This is a genomic window from Psychromonas sp. KJ10-2, assembly GCF_047323255.1.
GTDB lineage: Bacteria > Pseudomonadota > Gammaproteobacteria > Enterobacterales > Psychromonadaceae > Psychromonas.
Map to the genome: position 1 here is coordinate 577316 of NZ_CP178827.1, position 21923 is coordinate 599238.

General features: G+C 38.1%; 19 protein-coding genes and 1 pseudogene. 12 read left to right on the forward strand and 8 right to left on the reverse strand.

Annotation, left to right across the window (positions count from 1 at the left end; genetic code table 11):
- Window positions 1–3: 3 nt before the first annotated feature.
- From ACLKL2_RS02815 to ACLKL2_RS02850, 8 genes are all read left to right on the forward strand, one after another.
- Entirely contained in the window at window positions 4–357 is a 354-nt protein-coding gene (locus tag ACLKL2_RS02815; protein WP_413693292.1) for a hypothetical protein, read from the forward strand.
- Window positions 320–781, forward strand: a complete 462-nt coding sequence (locus ACLKL2_RS02820) for a hypothetical protein (RefSeq protein ID WP_413693293.1) — start codon at window positions 320–322, stop codon at window positions 779–781. Before ACLKL2_RS02815 ends, ACLKL2_RS02820 begins: the two co-directional genes overlap by 38 nt.
- 108 nt (window positions 782–889) lie before the next feature.
- A complete protein-coding gene (locus ACLKL2_RS02825; RefSeq protein ID WP_113818204.1) occupies window positions 890–1279 on the forward strand; it encodes a hypothetical protein in 390 nt (129 codons plus the stop codon).
- Window positions 1280–1354: 75 nt separating this feature from the next.
- Window positions 1355–3052 carry an AAA family ATPase gene (locus ACLKL2_RS02830; protein ID WP_413693294.1) on the forward strand — a complete coding sequence of 566 codons (1698 nt, stop codon included), beginning with the start codon at window positions 1355–1357 and terminating at the stop codon, window positions 3050–3052.
- Window positions 3053–3194: 142 nt separating this feature from the next.
- On the forward strand, window positions 3195–3734 hold the full coding sequence (gene fabA, locus ACLKL2_RS02835; RefSeq protein ID WP_113818206.1) for a bifunctional 3-hydroxydecanoyl-ACP dehydratase/trans-2-decenoyl-ACP isomerase: 540 nt from the start codon (window positions 3195–3197) through the stop codon (window positions 3732–3734).
- 99 nt (window positions 3735–3833) lie between these two features.
- Window positions 3834–4418 carry a hypothetical protein gene (locus ACLKL2_RS02840; protein WP_413693295.1) on the forward strand — a complete coding sequence of 195 codons (585 nt, stop codon included), beginning with the start codon at window positions 3834–3836 and terminating at the stop codon, window positions 4416–4418.
- Window positions 4400–5698, forward strand: coding sequence for a signal peptide peptidase SppA (gene sppA, locus ACLKL2_RS02845; RefSeq protein WP_413694236.1), 1299 nt, complete (start codon window positions 4400–4402; stop codon window positions 5696–5698). Before ACLKL2_RS02840 ends, sppA begins: the two co-directional genes overlap by 19 nt.
- 90 nt (window positions 5699–5788) lie before the next feature.
- Window positions 5789–6244, forward strand: coding sequence for a DUF2919 domain-containing protein (locus ACLKL2_RS02850; protein WP_413693296.1), 456 nt, complete (start codon window positions 5789–5791; stop codon window positions 6242–6244).
- 70 nt (window positions 6245–6314) lie between these two features.
- Here ACLKL2_RS02850 and ACLKL2_RS02855 read toward each other — a convergent pair whose 3' ends face one another.
- From ACLKL2_RS02855 to fabB, 8 genes are all read right to left on the reverse strand, one after another.
- Window positions 6315–7601 (reverse strand): NAD(P)/FAD-dependent oxidoreductase, encoded by a 1287-nt coding sequence (locus ACLKL2_RS02855; RefSeq protein ID WP_113818209.1) that lies wholly within the window; start codon window positions 7599–7601, stop codon window positions 6315–6317.
- A 265-nt stretch (window positions 7602–7866) separates the two neighbouring features.
- A complete protein-coding gene (ycfP, locus tag ACLKL2_RS02860) occupies window positions 7867–8406 on the reverse strand; it encodes an alpha/beta hydrolase YcfP (RefSeq protein ID WP_113818210.1) in 540 nt (179 codons plus the stop codon).
- A 136-nt stretch (window positions 8407–8542) separates the two neighbouring features.
- A complete protein-coding gene (gene nagZ / locus ACLKL2_RS02865; protein ID WP_413693297.1) occupies window positions 8543–9559 on the reverse strand; it encodes a beta-N-acetylhexosaminidase in 1017 nt (338 codons plus the stop codon).
- Window positions 9560–9645: 86 nt separating this feature from the next.
- On the reverse strand, window positions 9646–12291 hold the full coding sequence (locus tag ACLKL2_RS02870) for a FimV/HubP family polar landmark protein (protein ID WP_413693298.1): 2646 nt from the start codon (window positions 12289–12291) through the stop codon (window positions 9646–9648).
- A 131-nt stretch (window positions 12292–12422) separates the two neighbouring features.
- Window positions 12423–13436 carry an aspartate-semialdehyde dehydrogenase gene (locus tag ACLKL2_RS02875; RefSeq protein WP_113818213.1) on the reverse strand — a complete coding sequence of 338 codons (1014 nt, stop codon included), beginning with the start codon at window positions 13434–13436 and terminating at the stop codon, window positions 12423–12425.
- Between the two features lie 9 nt (window positions 13437–13445).
- Complete coding sequence (locus tag ACLKL2_RS02880; RefSeq protein WP_413693299.1) at window positions 13446–13571, reverse strand: hypothetical protein; 126 nt, start codon at window positions 13569–13571, stop codon at window positions 13446–13448.
- A 19-nt stretch (window positions 13572–13590) separates the two neighbouring features.
- The gene (locus ACLKL2_RS02885) at window positions 13591–14583 is read right to left on the reverse strand and encodes a 4-phosphoerythronate dehydrogenase (protein ID WP_413693300.1); all 993 of its coding nucleotides are present in this window, start codon (window positions 14581–14583) and stop codon (window positions 13591–13593) included.
- 169 nt (window positions 14584–14752) lie between these two features.
- Entirely contained in the window at window positions 14753–15967 is a 1215-nt protein-coding gene (fabB, locus tag ACLKL2_RS02890) for a beta-ketoacyl-ACP synthase I (protein WP_113818215.1), read from the reverse strand.
- A gap of 113 nt (window positions 15968–16080) precedes the next feature.
- On the opposite strand from fabB, the gene mnmC reads away from it, so the two are divergent.
- The 4 genes and pseudogenes from mnmC (at window position 16081) to oleC (ending at window position 21896) form a co-directional block, all read left to right on the forward strand.
- On the forward strand, window positions 16081–18111 hold the full coding sequence (mnmC, locus tag ACLKL2_RS02895) for a bifunctional tRNA (5-methylaminomethyl-2-thiouridine)(34)-methyltransferase MnmD/FAD-dependent 5-carboxymethylaminomethyl-2-thiouridine(34) oxidoreductase MnmC (RefSeq protein ID WP_413693301.1): 2031 nt from the start codon (window positions 16081–16083) through the stop codon (window positions 18109–18111).
- Window positions 18112–18265: 154 nt separating this feature from the next.
- Window positions 18266–19315, forward strand: a complete 1050-nt coding sequence (locus ACLKL2_RS02900) for a 3-oxoacyl-ACP synthase III (protein ID WP_413693302.1) — start codon at window positions 18266–18268, stop codon at window positions 19313–19315.
- A gap of 1 nt (window position 19316) precedes the next feature.
- Window positions 19317–20198 (forward strand): alpha/beta fold hydrolase, encoded by an 882-nt coding sequence (locus ACLKL2_RS02905; RefSeq protein ID WP_413693303.1) that lies wholly within the window; start codon window positions 19317–19319, stop codon window positions 20196–20198.
- Window positions 20199–21896 (forward strand): annotated as a pseudogene (gene oleC, locus ACLKL2_RS02910) (olefin beta-lactone synthetase).
- The last annotated feature ends 27 nt before the right edge of the window (window positions 21897–21923 follow it).

The following is a 21923-nucleotide window of genomic DNA, read 5'->3' on the forward strand; positions in this document are numbered from 1 at the left end:
ACCTTGTATCCATTAATAATATCTTTAGTTGGTTTGTTACTGATTGTAATGATCGGTTACAACATTATTCAACAGTACAAACAAAAAGCGGAAACAGAGCGACGTATTTCTGTCTCGAAACAACATGCCACTATTACAGAGGTGGATGAGCTGTTGTTGTTTTCAACAAAAATCCCTTTTAGTAAGGCGTTATTACTTATCCTAAAAAATAGAATACGTAATGCACTTTATATCATGATCAATATTTCTCCGACCACAGCGAGTTATCGCGAGCACTTCGCTGACACCGAAGCACAAATAAAACAAATCAAAGAAAATTATGTCGCGCCTTCACCAAGCAGTTTACAAGTCCCCTAACGATAAAGATGCAATGGCTCTTGTACAAGCGACTAAAAAAATACGTGCAGTCCTTCGTTCTGAGCATGCTAAACAGAAAATCAATACAGATCTGTTTGTTTCAGAAAACCAACAGTTAGAAATGATGCAACTTAAAATTAATATTGAAATCAGTATCAAACGTATTAACGATGCAAAAGGACAAAAGCAATATAATACCGCGAAACAGATGACTGATAAGATTTTAAAAATATTAAATAATCTTCCAAACAAAGACAGTGATTTAGAACATAAACAACAAATGTTAGAAAGTGTTAAAAATGAATTAAGCGCTCATTTAACCAGTGCGCAAAAAATTGCGTCAGAGAACCAAGCACAAGATCAGAAAGATGATGCAAAAAGAAAAGACTTAGACAGACTCTTTGCAGATAAACAAAAATGGTAAAAATAACCCTCACGTCCTGCTTTAAAATTGCTATTATTGATACAAATCAATAACTTTAATATCCCCCTCATTATTATAAAATATCACCATAATAATGAGGCATCTGTTATGCAAACAATATCCCAAGAACAACAGCAACAATTAAAAACGCATTTACTTGCAGAATTCTCGCAGGTGAAAGAAAAGGTAAAAACCCGCCTTGCCGTCTCTTCAAAACCTTATCTGAATGACCTAGTCGACAAAGTCGATGCAATGAATGCTGACCTATTGATCGATAGTTTAATTCATAGTGAGAGCCATTCTTTGAATGTCTACAAAATGCAGATCAAGAGTATTGATGCTGCTTTACAGGGTATGGAACTAGGCTTATACGGCTTATGCTCCGACTGCGAGACTGAATTAACTGCAGAAGCGTTATTTGAGTGCCCTACTCAACAACGTTGTCCGGAATGTGAATTAAAGTATCAACAACAAAAAGTTAAGGGGTATAAATTATAAAATCTAATTTATTATTAACTTTATAGGAAGGTATATGCTAAATTGCCTTCCTTTTACTTAACTAGAGCAGAGATTTTGACCAATAATATTTCCCCTGTAACTTTAGACAACGCCTCTAGCACGACACAACTTGAACTTGAAAAGACAACACCTTTATCAATATCACAATGCACGCCTGCATTTACTGGGTATATTGAGCAATATGTTGCACCAAGTGAACTTGCATTCTCACCATTATTTACAAATGCGACTGCAATTATTGAAAAATATCTAAAGCTACCTGTACCTTTATTATTGGTAAACAGTCGTTATTGGTTAAATGCTCAGCAGGTATTAAAAGAAGTCATTCCCAATGACCTGCCTGTAGATTATTTGCTAAGTTATAATCAAGAAAGCCTATTTGGCCGTGCTTCACTAAATGCAGATGATACCCTGCACTTATCACAAGGCTTATTGAATACCTTTAATAATGGCGCTTTAGTATTAAATATTAGCCCTTTATTAGTTGAGTCAAATTTGTGGTTTAAATTAAAGTCAGTATTACAACGAGGCTATCTATTAGCCAGTGATGCTGTTAACGCAGATAAATCCAAACAGGCGTTGCCAGATTTACAATCTCAACCGATCAATATTAAATTAATACTAGTAGCGAACCGTGCTCAATTAGAAGAATTAATTCAAATTGACCCTGAGTATACGCAAATCTCATCATTGTTTTGTGAATTAGCCAGCCAGGTACCGGTTAACCAAACCTCTATTAATACGGTTATCCATTATTGTCAGCACCTAGCTGCACAATTGGGTTTAACACCCTTAAATGATAAAGCATTACAGATTATATTGAATGCGTTATCCATAGAGTGCCAGCATCAGCAACAGCTATTATTTGACCTAGAGTTTATCGAGCAAACCATTCGTTATGCTAATCTATTTACACAGAATAATAGTGTTACTGAAGATGACTTAAGTGCTTATTTTGACGAGATCAATGAAGCGCAATCACTGGCTCGAAAATACAGTGAACAGTCTGTGATTGAAGGCCAAGTAAACCTACAACTAACAGGCGAAAAGATAGGACAAATAAATGGCTTGTCCGTCGTAGAACTACTCGGTTACCCTTGTGAGTTTGGTGAAGTATTTAGAATCTCCGCAAGTGATATGATCGGTGATGGTGAAATTATCGATGTGGAAAGAAAAGTAGAATTAGCGGGCAACATTCATGCTAAGAGTACGCATATTGTCCAAGGGTACCTTAACCATTTTTTCAGCCATATCAGTGCCTTCCCCTACTCATGTAACTTGGTCTTTGAGCAATCTTACCAAGAAAGTGATGGTGACAGTGCCTCATTAGCTATTTTGCTGGCGGTCAGTTCTTGTTATGCCAAATGCGCAGTCAAACAAGACGTGTTTGTCACAGGATCCTTGGACCAACATGGTAATGTGTTACCAATAGGTGGGATCAACCAAAAAATTGAGTCTGTGTCCCGTTTATTTGAATTAGGGTTATTAACTGACCCTGTCACTATCGTGATGCCAAAAGCAAATATGCTTAACCTCACCTTGAATAAATACTCTTTAGCCTTAATAGAAGAAGGTAAGCTATTAATTCACGCAATTAACCACTGTCATCAAGCATTTCCAATATTATTAAATAAAAGCTTTGAACAGATCATAAAAACAATTAATTGCAGAATTGAGTTAGCAAACAAGGAAGAGATGGAAGAATCGTCAATAGGCTTGTTTTCTAGACTAAAACACTCTATCTTTCATTAGGATTTACAAATCTAAACGATAGGTTTTTATTATTCTTGATTGTTTATAGCCGCTCATATAAAGTATGGCGCTCATTATTTCGTGGTGTTAATTATTTGCATTTTAATACCTCACCTTATCAATTATCTTAAGAAAAGTGATTATGACTAAAACCGTATCCCAAAAAGAGTTGGGAAAAAACTCTTACAATAAAGAAGAATTAATTAAATGTGGTCAAGGTGAGCTATTTGGTGAAGGCAACTGTCAATTACCAGTAGACAACATGTTAATGTTAGATCGCATCATCTCTATCACTGAAGATGGCGGCGAACATGGTAAAGGCGAATTAATCGCTGAATTAGATATCGATAAAGCATTATGGTTCTTCGAATGTCACTTCCCAAATGACCCTGTAATGCCTGGTTGCCTAGGTTTAGATGCAATGTGGCAACTAGTTGGTTTCTTCCTTGGTTGGAGCGGTGGTCCAGGTAAAGGTCGCGCACTAGGTGTGGGTAATGTTAAATTTACTGGCCAAGTATTACCAACGGCTAAAAAAGTAACTTACCGCATTACAATGAAACGTTTAATTATGCGCAAATTAGTAATGGGTATTGCTGATGGTGTAGTAGAAGTTGACGGTAAAGTTATCTACACAGCTGAAGATCTTAAAGTTGGCCTATTTGTTGATACCTCAAGCTTTTAAACTAAAAGATTGATTATTACTTAGAAAGCACTGATTATATTAGTAATCAGTGCTTTTTTTGTTTAAATTTTGTAACGCCTTCTTTGACAAGGATATCCCATGGCTTTCTTATTCCGACTTATCAAATCCATACTCGTTAACAGCTTCAAGTTTATTAATGCCATCCGATTAATCTTGCTGAATGTCATTTTTATTATGATATTGCTGTTTCTCTTCGCGTCCTATGATGGTGATGAAATTGAAATTGAAGTAGCGGAAAACTCTTACCTACGTATTGACTTAAACGGCTTTATTGTTGAGAAAAAGCAACCAATGAACTTCTCTCAAGAAGTGTCTAAACAACTTTCAGGCTTTGCTAATGAAGCGCCAGAGGAGTTTGAAGTACAAGAGATTATTAAAGCAATTCAGTATGCTAAAAACGATCAAAATATTACTGGTTTAGTACTTGAGTTATCAGGCTTACAAGCAGCAAGTATTAACCAATTAACAGATATTGGCAGTGCCATTACTCAGTTTAAAAGTGCAGGTAAACCAGTTTATGCTTATGCTGATAACTATTCACAAACACAATATTATTTAGCCGCTTATGCTGATCAAGTTACCCTTCCCCTAATGGCTTTGTTTTATTACAAGGTTATGCAGTCAATCGTCTCTATTTTAAAGACCTGCTGGATAAACTACTGATCACGCCACATGTGTTTAAAGTAGGTACCTATAAATCCTTTGTAGAGCCGTACACTGAAGATCATATGTCTGAATACAGTAAAACTGCTAATCAACATTGGTTAAATCAATTGTGGCAGAACTATATTGACCATGTATTACTAGCGCGTAAAAATAATCCACAAATTAGCGAGCGCTCAATCAACCCAACACTTGCGGAAGTTAAACAAGGGTTAAAAGCAGTGAACGGTGATACGAGTGAATATGCGCTATCTGTAGGCTTAGTGGATAATTTGTTATTCCATGATCAATTTCTTAAAAATATGGCTAATGACGCGCAACAAACACAGAATAGTAAACCAAGCATGATTAGTTATCGCGCTTATCAAAGTACCTTGCCAGACCTTTATAGATACACAGGTGAAGAATCTCAAATTGCGGTTATTCATGGCTCAGGTGAGATCATCTCGGGTCTTAATACAGGCTCAACCATTGCCGATAAGAGTTTTAATGCTTTATTAAAACGAGCTAAGAATAACCCACATATTAAAGCCGTTGTACTACGCCTTGATACGCCTGGAGGCAGTGCTTTTGCGTCCGAAAATATCAGACAACAAGTACTGGCATTAAAAGATGCTGGTAAAAAAGTAGTGGTATCTATGGGGGCTGTGACTGCCTCTGGTGGATACTGGATAGCTTCTGCTGCCGATAAGATAATTGCCTCGCCTACTACTCTTACGGGTTCAATCGGCATCTTTGGCATGTTTGCAACACTTGATAAAACGCTAAATGAAATGGGTATTCAACAGGATGGCGTTGCCACTAACCCACTTGCTAATATAGGTATTACACAGGCATTAGATCCACAGCTAGCTGAAATATTTCAACTAGGTATAGAGAATGGTTACGCTAATTTCTTAAAAGTGGTTTCTGAAGGTCGAGATATGTCCTTAGCAGATGTTGATAAAGTCGCGCAAGGTCGTGTTTGGACTGGTGTTGATGGTGTACAAAACGGCCTAGTTGATCAATTAGGTGGTTTGCAATACGCCGTACAACAGGCTGCACAATTAGCAAACCTCGATGACTTTGATGTTATCTCTATTGAGCCAAGATTATCTTCTAAAGAAGTATTCTTTAACCAATTATTTGCTAAGTCTATTAAATATCTACCAAGTGGTGTCATCACCCAACCTACCTTGGTTAAATTATTTACTGACATTGAACAACAAGCAAACTTTATCTCACGAATTAATGACCCTCAAAGTCGTTTTGTGTACTGCACACAATGTTATATTAAGTAATTAGCACCTTACACTCTAGTGTATTAACAGTATCCCATTTAGCATTTTGATTATGATCATTCTGCTAAATGGTATTTAAAAGAGTTAAAAATGAAAACACGTCTATACGCCCTTAAACATTATACTGAAGCGGGCGATCTAAAAACGCCGCCGCTGTTTATTTACCTACTATTTTTCTTATCTCGTACTTGGATATTACTTATCATTTCGCTGGCATCACAACAAACAGGTGATAAGTTACTGATGCTTTTTTACCCTGAGCAGATGCATTTTTACACTGGGCTATTAGTAGGGCTTTTACCAGTACTGGTGTTTTTAATCTCTGGCCGTCGTCATGCACAAAAAAAATGGGCAATCACTATTTGGCCCGCTTGCTATTATTTAATGGTGATGAGTTTATTAGCGGACTTATTACTGCAACTGTATTACCTGACATTGGAGCATTTTCAATACTCTGCGTCTGCATCATTACAGTTAGTGATTGTATCTTGGGCAACGATTTACGTATTTAAAAGTAAGCACTTGCGGGATAGTTTTAAACAATAATGACATATTAACACATACAAAAATGCCTCAAAAAGTGAGGCATTTTTAGTAACGAATCAACAGGTATTGATTAATGTAATTTTAAGCGAGGACGTAATACGCGGTTAATTTTTTCTACTAAAGTCATTAAACCAGTGCGGATATAACCGTGTAGAGCAACCTGGTGCATACGATATAAAGAAACGTAAACAACCTTAGCTAAACGCCCTTCAATCATCATAGAGCCTTTCATTAAGTTCCCCATTAAGCTACCTACTGTGCTGTAGTTACTTAAAGAAACTAATGAACCATAATCGGTGTATTTGTAGTCAGTTAACTCTTTACCATTTAAAGTAGCAATGATGTTCTTACCCACTTGTGTTGCCATTTGATGCGCAGATTGAGCACGTGGTGGCACAAAACCACCATCAGGTAATGCACAACTTGCACAGTCACCAATGGCATAAATGTCGTCATCCAAAGTCGTTTGTAAGGTTTGTTTAACGATTAATTGGTTTATACGGTTCGTTTCTAAACCAGCTAACTCTTTTAAGTAATCAGGCGCTTTAATACCCGCAGCCCAAACAATCAAATCGGCTTTAATCAACTCACCTGACTTAGTAAGTAAACCCTCTTCATTAGCTTCGGTCACCATAGTATTAGTACGAACATCTACACCTAGTTTCACTAACTCTTGGTGTGCAGATGCTGAAATACGTTTTGGTAGTGCAGGTAAAATACTGTCACCTGCTTCAATTAAGCTCACTCGTAAATCGGCACTTTTAATATGTGAGAAACCGTAGCTAGAAACTTGTTTAAGGGAGTTATATAACTCTGCAGACAGCTCTACACCTGTAGCACCCGCTCCAATGATAGAAACATTAACCGAATTAGTTTCTTTCACACCAAGTTGTAAATATTTATTTAACATGCGGTGATGGAACTTCTTAGCCTGTTGTGGGCTATCTAAGAAGATACAATGTTCGCCTACACCTTTGGTGTTGAAATCGTTACTTACACTACCTAAAGCCATCACTAGAATGTCATACTCTAAATGACTTTCAGGTAAGATCATGCAACCTTCTGCATCGTATAAAGGGTCGATAGTGATAGTTTTCTTAACACGATCAAGATTACGCATTGCACCCAGTTTAAAGTTGAATGAATGGTTTGTTGCATGGGCGCGGTAACTGACTGCATCAATACCATCATCTAAAGAGCCTGCTGCTACTTCATGTAACAAAGGTTTCCACAGGTGGGTACTATTTTTATCAAGCAATGTAATATGTGCTTTTTTCTTACGTCCAAGCTTATTACCTAATTTTGTGGCTAACTCTAAACCGCCAGCACCACCACCAACTATTACTATCTTTTTCATAACGTCCTCATAAATTAAATTTTTTACAAAAATGATGCTTGGTATATTCAAATATCGTTTTTATGAAAAACTTGATCTAGGTTGTACTTTTAAAAAGGAAAGATTATAAAAAAATGGGCTTCAAGTCACCTTTTTTTATCCATGATTGTGAATGAAGTAAGATTGTTTAAATTTATCTGTTTAAATCTTGACGATATATAGGGGATTTCGATCAGTTTAGCTGTTTTACAGACAAAAATCTGATCGAATTAAGCAATGAATTAAGTTATTCGCCTTTAAATTTTTTAATTGTTTGAAGGTGTGCAGTGATATCAGTGAATTTATGCCCTTGAGTTTGATCAAAAATAATCGGGTAATAACTGGCTAACTCATGATTACTCACTTCGCTATCTAATACATCATCCACAGTTGATAAAATGCATAGGCAGTTTGCTGAGTTTTCACGTCTAAAATCATCCACACATTTAGTATCAATATCAAAATACTCTTCTGGCCACTCAATACGCCCCACCATGTTATCTTCAGGGTGTAAATTAGGGTTAAAGATCACTTGCTTAATGCCAGATAAAAAACCGATACGCTCACTCCAATAGCCGCCTAAGCCAACACCACAAATTAAAGGTGCATTGTCCTCGCTATTATTAATGTGGTGATTAACCTCTTTCAATATATGAGCCATATCTTGTTTAGGGTGAATAGTGCTGTAATGCACAAAGCGTACATCTGGATCAATCGATTTTAATTGCATCACTTTTTCATGATTACCTGGACTCGTTGCATCAAAGCCATGTAAATAGATGATCATTGTCGTTTCCACCTTTTCTATGAAATCTGTTACGTTGTTTTCTGTAATGTTACCTTATTTTTATCTAACTACCGTATCTAATTTAACGTATAAAATCTGTAAATAACTGTTATGTTTGTGAAAACAAACCAGAGAATTAGTATTTTTCATTAAATTGATCTATTGATTGTTTCGCTTGTTGCCACAATTTATTTTCAATTAACGGCATAACTTGTTTCTCTTTGTTCGCCGATAACGCGTTTATTAAGGTCAAACTCTCAGTGGGTTTTACTGATAACCCATCTAAAATAGTCATAGCAGCAGCGGCATCATTACAAGCCAGAATAAAGTCACACCCTGCAGACAACGCCCCTTCCGCACGGGTTAGGTGATCACCTACAAAGCTTGCTCCGTGCATAGAAATATCATCACTGATGACGGCACCTTTAAAACCTAGCTGTTTTTTTAATACCTGTTGTAACCAATAATCAGAAAACCCACAGGGTAAATCATCACACTCTGAATAGACCACATGTGATGGCATAATGGCATCTAATTTTTGCGCTGCAATTAACTTTTTAAACGGTAACATATCCTGTTCAAAAATAGTTTGTTTGGATCGTGAGTCTACGGGTAAGGCGATATGGGAGTCTGCTTTTACGCTGCCATGCCCAGGGAAATGTTTACCCGTTGATGCCATGCCTGCGAGTTTCATTCCATCGATGTAAGCCGATGCGATTTCAGTCACTTGCTTTTTATCATCACTAAAAGCACGCTCTCTAATGACATCTGATATACCATTGATATCTAACACTGGGGCAAAACTTAAGTCGATATCACAAGCAATTAATTCACTGGCCATCACAAAGGCACTAGCTTTCGCTAAAGATAGCGTTTCTTGTAATGAATTAGTTTTAGATAACAAATCACCACAAGCAGGTAAATGGGTAAAACCTTCACGAAAACGCTGTACGCGCCCTCCTTCATGGTCAACACCAACAATAATCGGTTGTTTGGCATAAAATCTAATTTGTTGTACTAGCTCTTTTAATTGCACCACATTATCAAAATTGCGTGTAAATAAAATAACACCTGCAACAAATGGGTGAGCTAAGTATTCTTGTTCTTCTGCTGTTAATTGATAACCGGCTACATCTAAGATGATTGGGCGCATATTTTTCTTTCCAATTTAAAAAGCCAGCAAAGCTGGCTTAGGTAACACATGAAAATAACAGTTAGCTGTTATTTAAAGTAAGGTGATTAACTGATTTTATCGAACAGTTTTTTAACCTCTTTAAGTTTGTCTTCAGGTGCGTTCTCTAGTAATTCCGTTAAGATAGTTTTAGCACTCTCTTTTTCGTCAATTTCTAAGTAAGCTCTCGCTAAATCTAATTGAGCAGCAACGCCATCGGCATCGGTATCAAACTCAGCAAAGGATTCCACCACATCTGGGAACTCATCTAAACCAAAGTCTAAATCAAACTCTTCTTCAGTGAGGTCTTGCCCATCGTCATTGGTAAGCAAGGTATCAATATCAATAAATCCTTTATCATCAGATTTATCGAATTTTGGTAACTCTGCTTCCTCATTAAATGCATTACTGCTTAATTGTTTAGCTAAGGTATCAGGGTCGGTAAAATCCAGCTCATCACTTTCATCTTCAACTTGTTTTGCCTGTTCAACCTGTTCCTCCGCAGCTTGGTCAATATCAGATTCAAGCTCTTCCTCAACCTCTGAACTAGTTTCTGCTAATAACTCTTCTAAATCTAACGTATCTTCAGTATCAAGCTCAGCTTCAGGCTGATCATCATTCTCTGTTTCAGTTTCAAACTCTTCATCAAGTTCTGAACTACTTTCCGCTAATAACTGTTCTAGATCTAGTGGTTGTTTATCATCAGATAACTCAAGGTCTTCAGGGTATTCACTTAACAGCTTATCAATATCAGACATTGTTTCAGCAGCAGTTTCATCCTCTGCATCGCTTTCTGTTAATAATGCATCACTGTCTAGTGGCGTTTCAACCTCATCTGATTCAGCAAGTCCTGACGTATCAGTAGGCCTTTCTGGTTCAGCTTCTGCTAGTAATTCATTCGCTGCAGTCGTTTCATCTAATAGCGCTTCAACTTCAGGAATCGCTTCAGGTTGAGACTCTTCTTCAACATCTAAGCTAGAGTCTATTGCAGATTCTACTTCAGCTGACGGTTCTGGCTTTGTTTCTGTTAATAGTTCTTCAACTTCAGGAATTGCTTCAGGTTGCGATTCTTCTTCGATATCTAAGCTGTTATCTATTGCAGATTCTACTTCAGCTGACGGTTCTGGCTTTGTCTCTGTTAATAGTTCTTCAACTTCAGGAATTGCTTCAGGTTGAGACTCTTCTTCAACATCTAAACTGGTATCGATTGCAGGTTCTACTTCAGCTGACGGTTCTGGCTTTGTTTCTGTTAATAGTTCTTCAACTTCAGGAATTGCTTCAGGTTGAGACTCTTCTTCAATAGTAAGATCATCAGTGCTCGCTTCTAATTCAGCTTCCACTTCATCTAATTTAATTGGCTCTAAAGGTGTTTGATCCACTGAATCAAAATCAAACTCATCTAGATCCACTTGCTCTTCGTCATTTGTTTCTAACTCTGCAAGTTCAGACTCCCATTGTGCCGCTAAATCCAAATCACTCTGTGATGTCTCTTCGTCTAACTCTAAATCCGATTCAGATAATTCAATAACTTCATCATCGCCATTAATAACCGCATCAATGTCGATATCAAGTTCATCTTCGATAGTTGATGCTTGTTCATCTTCAATTAACTCTGTGTCAGTACTAGTTATTAGCTCATCTTCTTCTGACACTTGCTCTTCGATAATCGTTAGATCTGCATCATCTTCCTTGGATTCAGGCTCTTCTTCACTAACGTCAGTGGCAAATAATGAATCAAACTCATTATCTTCTTCCTCTAACAGCGCCGTTGATTCAGCAAGTTCTTGCTCTTTTAATGCTAATTCTCGTTTTGATTTAATACGTAAAATTAATAGGAATAAGGCTGTTAACAGTAACAGCGGAGAAAGAATAGTTAACAATAATGTAGAGGCTGAGCCAGTAATAGAGCTTAGAATTTGATTTAACAAACCTGGGCCACTAAAAGGTGGAGCTTCAAAAGCTTCGATCTCAGCTTTATATTGGTCAATCAATGCCTGCAACTCTATTTGTACATTGATATCTTCTTCAACTTGTTCAGATAGCGTATGTATTTGGTCACTTAAAGGCTGTAATTTTAATTTTAAACGTTGGTTAGATTCTGTTGCTTGAATTAACTGTTCATTAAGCGCTGCATACTCTTGTTCAAGTTTCAGTAACTGTTCATTAGTTGCGTTAGTTGTTTCTGGTGCAGTTTTTTGACCTTCTTCTGCTACAGTTTCAATCTCTTCAGCCCCTGCTTCAGCTTGAGCTGGCTCTTCTACAGTTGACTCTACCTTCTCGGGCACTACAGTTGCCGCCGGTTTTACTGCAGGCGCAGCAGGCGTGTTGGTTATTCTTAATAAACGAAAAGCTTCAGCGTTAGTTTGTTGAGAAATGACCGCTAAACTAGGTACATCAATCACCGAGGTAGCAATGATTTTGTTGATGTCGCCATTACGGAAAGCAGTTGGGTTGGTTTTATAGATAGCAACTAATGTTTGATACACACTAACATTGTTATTAGGGCGTAATTTGTTAGAGATCGACCATAATGTTTCGTTTGCTGTTACAGGACCATAACGAACAGGAGTTGTATTATTCGGAGCAGTCACAGACACCGATGATGGGGTAACTTGTGGCTCATCATTTGGGCCAACTAACTCAACACTTTGTGCACTGTGCGCACTGAATAATAATGGAAGACAAGAAACAACAGCAAGTAACATGCGATTCATAAACGATCCTTGTAAGGGAATTGCAAAATATTATAATTATAATAAACCAGGACAAGCAAAAGATGATCTTATAAAACAAGCGTGTAGGCTAGAATTGCGATCTAGCCCACTGTAACACTTAACCTATCTTATTATAAATAGGTGTAAGCTAATTTTTCCATTACCAATACAGCGTTGGTAGCAATGCCATAATGGACATTATCCGCTGATACCCACATATTGATGCCTGCTGCATCACAGGTATCTTTACGTAAACGACCCACGTGTACTTCAACATTACCAACAACATCATCAATCATATTGGCATATTCAGTAACTGAACCTGCTAATACAATGTTATCACTATGGTGAAGTGCATTAGCCACCTCTTCTAGCTCTACTGGATAATGTGTAACAACATGTACTGCTTGAGAACAACCATAAAACATAGGAACAACAACCTGAGTCGTTGAAACCACCATTTCTGGGTCATTTAACAAACGGCGTGTTTCAGCTGCTAAACGTAATTCAGAAAAATCAATACCATCTTCATTAAACTCGTCAATTTGTGGCACCACATTAAACGCAATTTGCTGTTTAAATTTGTGTTGCTCAATGCTTTTAGCATTCAATAAACGTGCCGTTTCGCCAGCTAAAGCAGAAACACCCTCTTTACCTATGGTAGAAGCTGATTGATAACCTGCAACAGTAACACGCTTAATACCCACTTCTTGATGAATTTGTTTGATTGCTAAGGTTAACTGAGCCGTTTCAGGGCTTGGAATAGCAATGATATTAGCGTCACTGTAACGTGCGATATCATCATCGTTAACACCCACTTGTACTAAAGGCACTTCAGGTGATTCAAGGTAGTAACCGCTGATATCAATCACCACACAATGCTCTTTCGCTACAGGGATCCAAGTCGCTGCAATCTCTCTATCCGACAGGAATAAAGCGATATCAACTTGTTGCCAGTCGAATGTTTCTAACTCAACAACATCAACAGGCTTACCTGAATACATAACCGAAGTGGTATCACACTCACTGCTACTGATTGGGAAAATATTATTAATTGCGAAATCACGTTTTAATAACACTTCTAACGTTGTTTCGATGCAACCATCAATCTCACCGATTAATGCAATATTGTATTCTTTGTTCATGTTGACCTTTTATTTGTTTTTAACAGTAAAACCAATTTTCTTTAAATCGATTATTTGTGGCGAAATTTGCCACTTATCCGACATTGTCACCGTTAAGGTAGACATTTCTCGTCTTTCTGGATAATTTTTGCGCATATTATCAAAACCGTTTACTTCATTTACTTTTTCTAAATAAAGCATCATCTCTGCGTACATCATATATTAAATGTACCAATGATTTTAGTAATTCTGGTGACAGTTCTGCATCAATGCTTATATCACTAATTGCTGCTTTTTCAGTGAAGTCAATACTTTTTAAAGTAACCGGCACTTGTAGTTTTTGGCACAGTGCAATATATAACATCTCTGTACCCCGTGCTCTGCCATCTAAACTATAACCAGCAATATGTGGTGTCGCTAATGCCACATAAGGTAAAAGTGCCTTATCAATATTAGGCTCATTTTCCCATACATCTAATACTAAACGAGGTATGTTACCTTTTATGGCAAGTGCTAATAAGGCTTTATTATCAATTACCTCACCACGACATGCATTGATCAATATTTGTTGTGAATTCAGTTTTTCAAGCACAGATTGATTGAACAAGTGAAAGGTTTTATGTTCGCCAATCAGAGTTTTTGGCACATGCAGAGAAATTACATCCGCTGTTAATACCTGCTCAAAAGTACAGAACTCACGTGGATCGCCTGCCAATTGCAAAGGTGGATCGTATAAAAGACAGTTAATCCCAATCGCTGTTAAACAATCATAAACCGCTGTACCTGTATTACCTGCACCAACAATGGCAACGTTTTGTGTTAATAAAGACAATTGACCTTGTTCAATCATCACTAACAAAGCGCTTAACACATAATCAGCTACAGATATTTTATTACAACCAGGCGCACTACTAAATGCAATGTTTCTCGATTGCAGGTATTCAATATCAATATGATCAGTACCAATGGTAGCTGTACCAACAAATTGGATTTGCTTATTTAACGCCAGAAGAGATTCATTCACTTTAGTGATAGAGCGAACTAATAATATATCTGCATCTTGAATCTGTTGCGCAGTAACATCGCGTCCAGAAAAGGTAATAACCTCACCAAAAGATTCAAAAAATGATCTGCCGTGTGGCATATTTTCGTCGATATAAATTTTCATCTTATTTCCACTTAACCTATTTTCTTTAACTGTATAAGCTAGTTAACTGAGATTTGACGCAGGATGATAACTTAGTTGAAGATGTAAGTAGAGTTACAAATGCAATGAGGCATTCCCTATAACCAAAAAAAGGAGCCAAAGCTCCTTTTTTAATCTCATTAGTAAAAACTTATTCGTAACGTTTGAATACTAATGTTGCGTTTGTACCACCAAAACCAAAGCTGTTAGACATAACAGTGTTTAGTTTAGCTGGCTCAGGTTTGTTTTTAACGATAGGCAGGTTAATCGCTTTTTCATCAACTTCATCGATATTACAAGAGGCTGAGATAAAGTCATTTTCCATCATTAACATGCTGTAGATAGCTTCGTGAACACCAGCTGCACCTAGTGCGTGACCAGTTTGTGATTTTGTTGCACTGATTTTAGGTGCATTTTCACCAAATACGATGTTGATTGCTTCTAACTCTTTCACATCACCGACTGGCGTAGACGTACCGTGAGTGTTTAAGTAGTCAACTTTACCTTCAACTGTTGATAGTGCTTGTTGCATACAACGTACCGCACCTTCACCAGATGGCGCAACCATATCGTAACCGTCTGAAGTTGCACCGTAACCTACGATTTCAGCATAGATTTTAGCGCCACGAGCAAGTGCATGCTCTAACTCTTCAACGACAACCATACCGCCACCGCCAGAGATAACAAAACCGTCACGGTTTGCATCGTATGTACGAGATGCTTTTTCAGGTGTTTCGTTGTACTTGCTAGATAATGCGCCCATTGCGTCAAACTCACAGGCCATTGTCCAATCTAACTCTTCACCACCGCCAGCGAAAACGATGTCTTGCTTGCCAAGTTGGATTTGCTCAAGGGCATGACCAATACAGTGAGAACTTGTTGCACAAGCAGAACTCATTGAGTAGTTAATACCTTTGATTTTAAACGGTGTCGCAACACATGCTGAAGTCGTACTCGCCATCGTACGCGGTACCATGTAAGGACCAACACGACGAACACCTTTGTCTTTCATGATTTGACATGCGTCAACTTGGTTTTTTGAAGAACCGCCGCCAGAACCTGCGACTAAACCAGTACGAATGTTAGAAACCATCTCTTCAGGTAATTTCGCATCTTCAATCGCTTCCTGCATTGAAAGATATGTGTATGCTGCTGCATCACCCATGAAACGCATTACTTTACGGTCAATGTGCTCTGAAGGATTGATTTTTAAATCACCCCAAACTTGGCTGCGCATACCAATTTCTTTAAATTGCTCAGAAAATGTGATGCCCGACTGGCCACTTTTAAGTGATGCTAAAACTTCATCTTTATTGTTACCAATACTAGAAACAATGCCAATACCTGTAATTACTGCTCTTTTCATTATTAAGCCTTTATTGCTTGAGGGACTAATTATATGATCATCAAGTGTGAAGTGATTTATCCTAAATCAACCTGACAGTTTTAAAATATGATCTAATATACAAGGAATATAACTTGTCTCAAGACAAAAACAATATAATTAACCATGCACAACTTGACTGGTCAGATCAGTCAGAGCCATTTTCTACACAATTTGATGATATTTACTTCAATAATGATCATGGTGTCGATGAATCTGAATATGTATTCTTTGCTGGTAACGACATAGAAAAGAGATGGCAAACCTTTCATTCTGAACAGTTTTGTATATTAGAAACCGGCTTTGGCTCAGGCTTAAACTTCCTCACAACAGCGTTAAAATTTAGCCAATTTAAACAAAACAATCCTAGTTCACAGTTACAACGTTTACATTTTATTAGCTTTGAAAAATACCCTTTAGAGATAGAAGCGTTACAAACAACACTTGCTAAATTTAAACAATTTTCTGATTTATCTGAAGAGTTGATCAAACAATATCCATTACCCTTAGTGGGTTGTCACCGCCTTTCATTTAACCAAGGCGAAATACTCTTAGACCTTTGGTTCGGCGATATTAACCAGCAGATCGATAATCTTTCTGGTAGCGCATTAGGCATTGCTGACGCTTGGTATCTAGATGGATTCAACCCACATAAAAACCCTGACATGTGGCACCAAGCGTTATTTGAAAAAATGTATAAACTCAGTAAACTGACTGCCACATTAGCAACCTTTACCGCGGCAGGGTTTGTACGACGCGCCTTAATCAACGCAGGCTTTACTATGTCAAAACGAAAAGGATATGGTAAAAAGCGTGAAATGTTAGTAGGTATTGCCCAGCAGGAAGAAGTTAAGCAGAAACAAGTTGAACAAACAGAAAAAACAAAACCTCAACAAACAGATGTGGCAATTATTGGCGGCGGAATTGCAGGGCTATGTACCGCTTTATCTCTTGCAAAGCGTGGTAATAAAGTCACTGTTTATTGTGCAGATGAACAACTAGGTATAGGCGCTTCTGGTAACCTACAAGGAGCCCTTTACCCTTTACTTAATCAACAACATGATGAACTTAGCCAATTATTTGCAAATGCCTATCAATATGCTTTAAATTTTTATAAACAAGTTAACCAACAAGTGCCCTTTTCTCACCAGTTTAATGGGTTATTACAACTTGCTTATGATCAGACTTCACATCGTAAATTAGAAAGTATCAATAAAGCACAACTGCCTCTTTCATTAGTTAAATGGTTAACTGAACATCAAACAAATGCACTAGCAGGCTTACCAATTGGCCATCAAAGTTTATATTATCCAAGTGCCGGTTGGCTAAGCCCAAGGGAATTGATTAACTCGTTAAGCGCCCTATTAACAACATACTCTAATGTGCACATACATTGCGGTTGTCGTGTCGATAATGTAAGACGGCAATCATCGGATACCTCAAGTAATTGGGCATTGATAACTGTAACTACAGTTCAACACCAAACATCAACATCCAAACATCAATGCATTGTAATCGCCGCAGGTATGGACACACTGAAGTTTAGCCAATGCCGTGCTGTGCCTTTATCTGCAGCAAGAGGCCAAGTGAGCCATATTCCAAGTAAGGGAGATCTCAGTGATTTAAAGCTGACGCTATGTCATGAAGGTTACTTAACCCCCGCTATGAAAGGCGAACATTGCATGGGCGCGACCTTCAAACGCCACGACGACTGTGTTGAATACCGTGAAATTGAACAGCAAGAAAACCATCATAAACTTAAGAAATGTATTTCAGATCAAACTTGGGTAGACACTATCACTACTAATGATCAAGCACATGTCGCAACGCGGACAACAACACGTGATCACTTTCCTTATCTAGGTGAATTAACAAATTATGATCAACTTAAACAAGATTATCAGGCAGGTAAAACTATAGATTTAACACTGCCTATTTTACCTAACGCTTATCTGATCACGGGTTTAGGCTCTAGAGGATTATGTAGTGCGCCTTTGCTTGCAGAAATATTAGCTAGTAAGATTAACCAAGAAAGTTCACCCATTGCCAATAACATCTATAAAAAGATGCAGATACCACGACAATGGCTGAGTTACATGGCGAAAAATAAGCCCTTAAAAGAATAAAAAGTAAACGCTTTTGCAAAAAATCAGCGGTTATTAGATTCACAACCTTGATTGGACTTTGTTAACCGAACAATTTACGGTAATCTAGCGCTCCGGTTTGAGGGTTGATTTAAAAAGTCCTTTTTAAAAAATTAAAGAGAAAAATTACAGTTTAATGAAATATTCCCGCGTTTATATCAATAGTATGGCTTATGAATTAGCCCCTGAAGTGGTCTCAAGTTCAGAATTGGAATCTAGACTTGCACCTTTGTATCAAAAATTGCGCATCCCAACAGGACAACTTGCGGCACTAACAGGTATTGAACAAAGAAGATGGTGGCCTAAAGACCATCGTTTGTCCGACGGTGCCATCGAAGCGGCTAAAAAATCATTAAACGAGACAGGTGTGAACGTCGACGATATTGGTGCTGTGGTTTACACAGGCGTATGTCGTGATCAACACGAACCTGCTACTGCATGTCGTATTGCGGCCGAATTAGGTGTTAATAAAAGCACTGCTATTTACGATATCAGTAATGCCTGTTTAGGTGTCTTATCAGGTATTTTAGATATTGCAAACCGTATTGAACTTGGTCAAATTAAGGCTGGTTTAGTGGTGTCTTGTGAATCTGCACGGCACATTGTTGATATCACTATCGACAACATGCTTTCAAACCAAAGTATTCAAAACTTTTCACAATCACTGGCGACATTAACCGGTGGTTCAGGCGCAGTTGCAGTTTTATTAACAGACGGCAGCTTGCCTTTACACAATCAACGTCAGCATAAATTATTAGGTGCTAGCCACTTATCTGCACCAGAACATCATGACCTGTGTAAATGGGGACTACAGGAAGTTGGTCTTAAACTACACCGTGAATTTATGCGCACCAATGCTGTGCCGCTGCTTAAAGAAGGAGTTGCGCTAGCATTAGACACGTGGAAAGACTTCTTATCACAACAACAATGGTCAGTGGACAGTGTTGATAAAGTGATTTGTCACCAAGTAGGTTCAGCGAACCAAAAACAAGTGTTAAGTGCACTTAATATTCCATCTGAAAAAGAGTATCCCACTTATCAATATTTGGGCAACATGGGCACGGTATCCTTACCTGTCACTGCGGCATTAGCCGATGAAAATGGATTTTTACAAAAAGGCGACAAAGTCAGCTTTTTAGGAATAGGCAGTGGATTGAACTGCATGATGCTTGGATTGGAGTGGTAAGATGAATTTTGATAGTTTATTCCCTTTTAGACGTAACTTTTTAAAGCTTAATGGGCAACAATACCACTACCTAAACGAAGGTAAAGGCGAACCTGTTGTGATGGTACACGGTAATCCAAGCTGGTCTTTCTACTACCGCAACTTAGTGACGGAACTTAGTCATCAATATCAATGTATCGTACCGGATCATATCGGTTGTGGTTTATCTGATAAACCATCTGACAAAGATTACGACTACACCTTAAATCAGCGTATTAATGACCTAGAGTCACTGTTAGAGCACCTTGATATTAAACAAAACATCACTCTAGTGGTTCATGACTGGGGTGGTATGATTGGTATGGGCTATGCAGCGCGTTACCCTGAAAGAGTTAAACGTTTAGTGGTTTTAAACACTGCTGCCTTTAATCTACCAAGCACTAAGAAATTCCAGGTGCCACTGTGGATCTGCCGTAATACATATTTAGGTACCGCATTAGTTCGTGGCTTAAACGCCTTCTCTTCAATCGCCTCTTATATCGGTGTGAAGCGTAAGCCAATGCCAAAAACTATCCGTGAAGCCTATGTTGCACCATTTAACTCTTGGAAAAACCGTATCTCAACATTACGTTTTGTACAGGATATTCCATTAGTGAAAACTGACCGTAACTACAAGTTAGTTGAAAGTATCGATAACAGCTTGCAACAGTTTCAAAAAGTACCAACTGTAATCTGTTGGGGCTTACAAGACTTTGTATTTGATAAACACTTTTTAGATGTTTGGAAACAAAAAATGCCTCATGCAGATGTACATGAATTTGCAGACTGTGGTCACTACATACTGGAAGATGCCAGTAATGAAGTGATTAACATTGTGCAGAAATTTATGGCGACAAACCCATAAATGGCCAACACCAAACCTTCTAAACGAAGTCTTAAAAAACAAGCTAAGGCGGCAAAAGGAAACTTGTGTCGCCACTTAGTCACAGCGTCACAAAAAATCCCCGATAAATTGGCCGTCAGTGTGCAACAAAACACACGCAGTGGCCTCACCTATCAAGAGATAGACTTTAAAACGTTACACCAACAAAGTGACGATATCGCCTTTGCTTTAACCGAGTTTGGACTAAAACCAGGCACAAAAGCAGTATTAATGGTGACACCCAGCATTGCTTTCTTTAACCTGACCTTTGCGTTATTCAAAGCCGGTATTGTGCCTATTTTAGTTGACCCAGGTATGGGTATTAAAAATTTAAAACAATGCTTTGAAGAGTCGCAACCGGAAGCCTTTATCGGTATCCCAAAGGCACAGCTAGCACGTTTGTTATTTGCTTGGGGTAAGCAAACCATTAAGCATGTGATTAATGTTGGCGGCCCTGCACTTGCTGGCGGCAAACAACTCACAAGTTTATTAAAAAAATATCCGCGTACTTCCAGGTTCAAAATGCAGGAACCACCATTAGATAAACTAGCGGCCATCTTATTTACCAGTGGTAGCACAGGCACTCCCAAAGGTGTGGTTTATACTCACAGAATGTTTGAAGCACAGATCCAAGTATTAAAACACGATTACCAAATAAAACTAGGTGAAATGGACTTAGCTACTTTTCCACTATTCTCTTTATTTGGTCCAGCATTAGGCATGGCCTCTATTGTGCCAGATATGGATGCTAGTCAGCCCATTAAAGCTAACCCAGACTTTATCTTTGCTGCCATTGAAAAATACCAATGCACTAACCTATTTGCTAATCCAGCATTGTTAGAAGTCTTAGGCAAAGCAGAACAAAGCAAACGACATAGTTTACCCAGCTTAAAACGTGTCATATCTGCAGGTGCACCCGCTTCAATTGACGCAATTAACCGTTTCAGTGAAATGCTCACAGGCAATGCAGAAGTCATTAATTCCTACGGCGCAACTGAATCATTACCGATCAGTAAAATAGGTAGTAAACAGATGCTCAAAACAGCACAAATTACTGAACAAGGTGGCGGTATTTGTGTCGGTTATGCCATTGATAACGTCGATATTAGCATTATCAAAATAGATGAAGGTATTATCCAAAATTGGCATTCGGACTTAACTTTACCCGCTTTTGAAATTGGCGAGATTGTAGTAAAGGCCCACAAGTGAGTGCAACCTATTATCGTCGTGAAAGTGCCACTGAATTAGCGAAGATTAACGATGGCGATCAGAATCAGGCATCGCATGGGTGATTTAGGTTACCTTGATGACCAAGGTAAACTATGGATGTGCGGCCGTAAAGCGCATCGCGTTGAATCTAATCATCTACAAAACGCTAAATCTTATTACTCCATTCCCTGTGAGCGCATCTTTAATACCCACAAAAGTATTAAACGCAGTGCATTAGTGACAATACAAAAAGATGGAAAATCAACACCTGCCGTCTGTATTGAAGTCGCTGACAACAACAAACTTGATAACTCACGTTTATTCTTTGAGTTACAAGAGTTAGCTGAAAAACATAGCCATACTCAAGGTATTAGCCTATTTTATATTCATAAGAAGTTTCCTATGGATATTCGCCATAACGCTAAAATATTCCGTGAAAAATTAGCCGTTTGGGCACAACAACAGAGTTAACTATGCAGATACCCAACCTGACTTTTC

What these genes read in the sequence shown, in the direction of transcription:
- ACLKL2_RS02820 (WP_413693293.1), top strand. Translation starts at nt 320, where the DNA reads ATGTCGCGCCTTCACCAAGCAGTTTACAAGTCCCCTAACGATAAAGAT.
- ACLKL2_RS02825 (WP_113818204.1), top strand. Translation starts at nt 890, where the DNA reads ATGCAAACAATATCCCAAGAACAACAGCAACAATTAAAAACGCATTTA.
- fabA (WP_113818206.1), top strand. Translation starts at nt 3,195, where the DNA reads ATGACTAAAACCGTATCCCAAAAAGAGTTGGGAAAAAACTCTTACAAT.
- ACLKL2_RS02840 (WP_413693295.1), top strand. Translation starts at nt 3,834, where the DNA reads ATGGCTTTCTTATTCCGACTTATCAAATCCATACTCGTTAACAGCTTC.
- ACLKL2_RS02850 (WP_413693296.1), top strand. Translation starts at nt 5,789, where the DNA reads ATGAAAACACGTCTATACGCCCTTAAACATTATACTGAAGCGGGCGAT.
- ACLKL2_RS02855 (WP_113818209.1), bottom strand. Translation starts at nt 7,601, where the DNA reads ATGAAAAAGATAGTAATAGTTGGTGGTGGTGCTGGCGGTTTAGAGTTA.
- ycfP (WP_113818210.1), bottom strand. Translation starts at nt 8,406, where the DNA reads ATGATCATCTATTTACATGGCTTTGATGCAACGAGTCCAGGTAATCAT.
- nagZ (WP_413693297.1), bottom strand. Translation starts at nt 9,559, where the DNA reads ATGCGCCCAATCATCTTAGATGTAGCCGGTTATCAATTAACAGCAGAA.
- ACLKL2_RS02870 (WP_413693298.1), bottom strand. Translation starts at nt 12,291, where the DNA reads ATGAATCGCATGTTACTTGCTGTTGTTTCTTGTCTTCCATTATTATTC.
- ACLKL2_RS02875 (WP_113818213.1), bottom strand. Translation starts at nt 13,436, where the DNA reads ATGAACAAAGAATACAATATTGCATTAATCGGTGAGATTGATGGTTGC.
- ACLKL2_RS02880 (WP_413693299.1), bottom strand. Translation starts at nt 13,571, where the DNA reads ATGCGCAAAAATTATCCAGAAAGACGAGAAATGTCTACCTTAACGGTG.
- ACLKL2_RS02885 (WP_413693300.1), bottom strand. Translation starts at nt 14,583, where the DNA reads ATGAAAATTTATATCGACGAAAATATGCCACACGGCAGATCATTTTTT.
- fabB (WP_113818215.1), bottom strand. Translation starts at nt 15,967, where the DNA reads ATGAAAAGAGCAGTAATTACAGGTATTGGCATTGTTTCTAGTATTGGT.
- ACLKL2_RS02900 (WP_413693302.1), top strand. Translation starts at nt 18,266, where the DNA reads ATGAAATATTCCCGCGTTTATATCAATAGTATGGCTTATGAATTAGCC.
- ACLKL2_RS02905 (WP_413693303.1), top strand. Translation starts at nt 19,317, where the DNA reads ATGAATTTTGATAGTTTATTCCCTTTTAGACGTAACTTTTTAAAGCTT.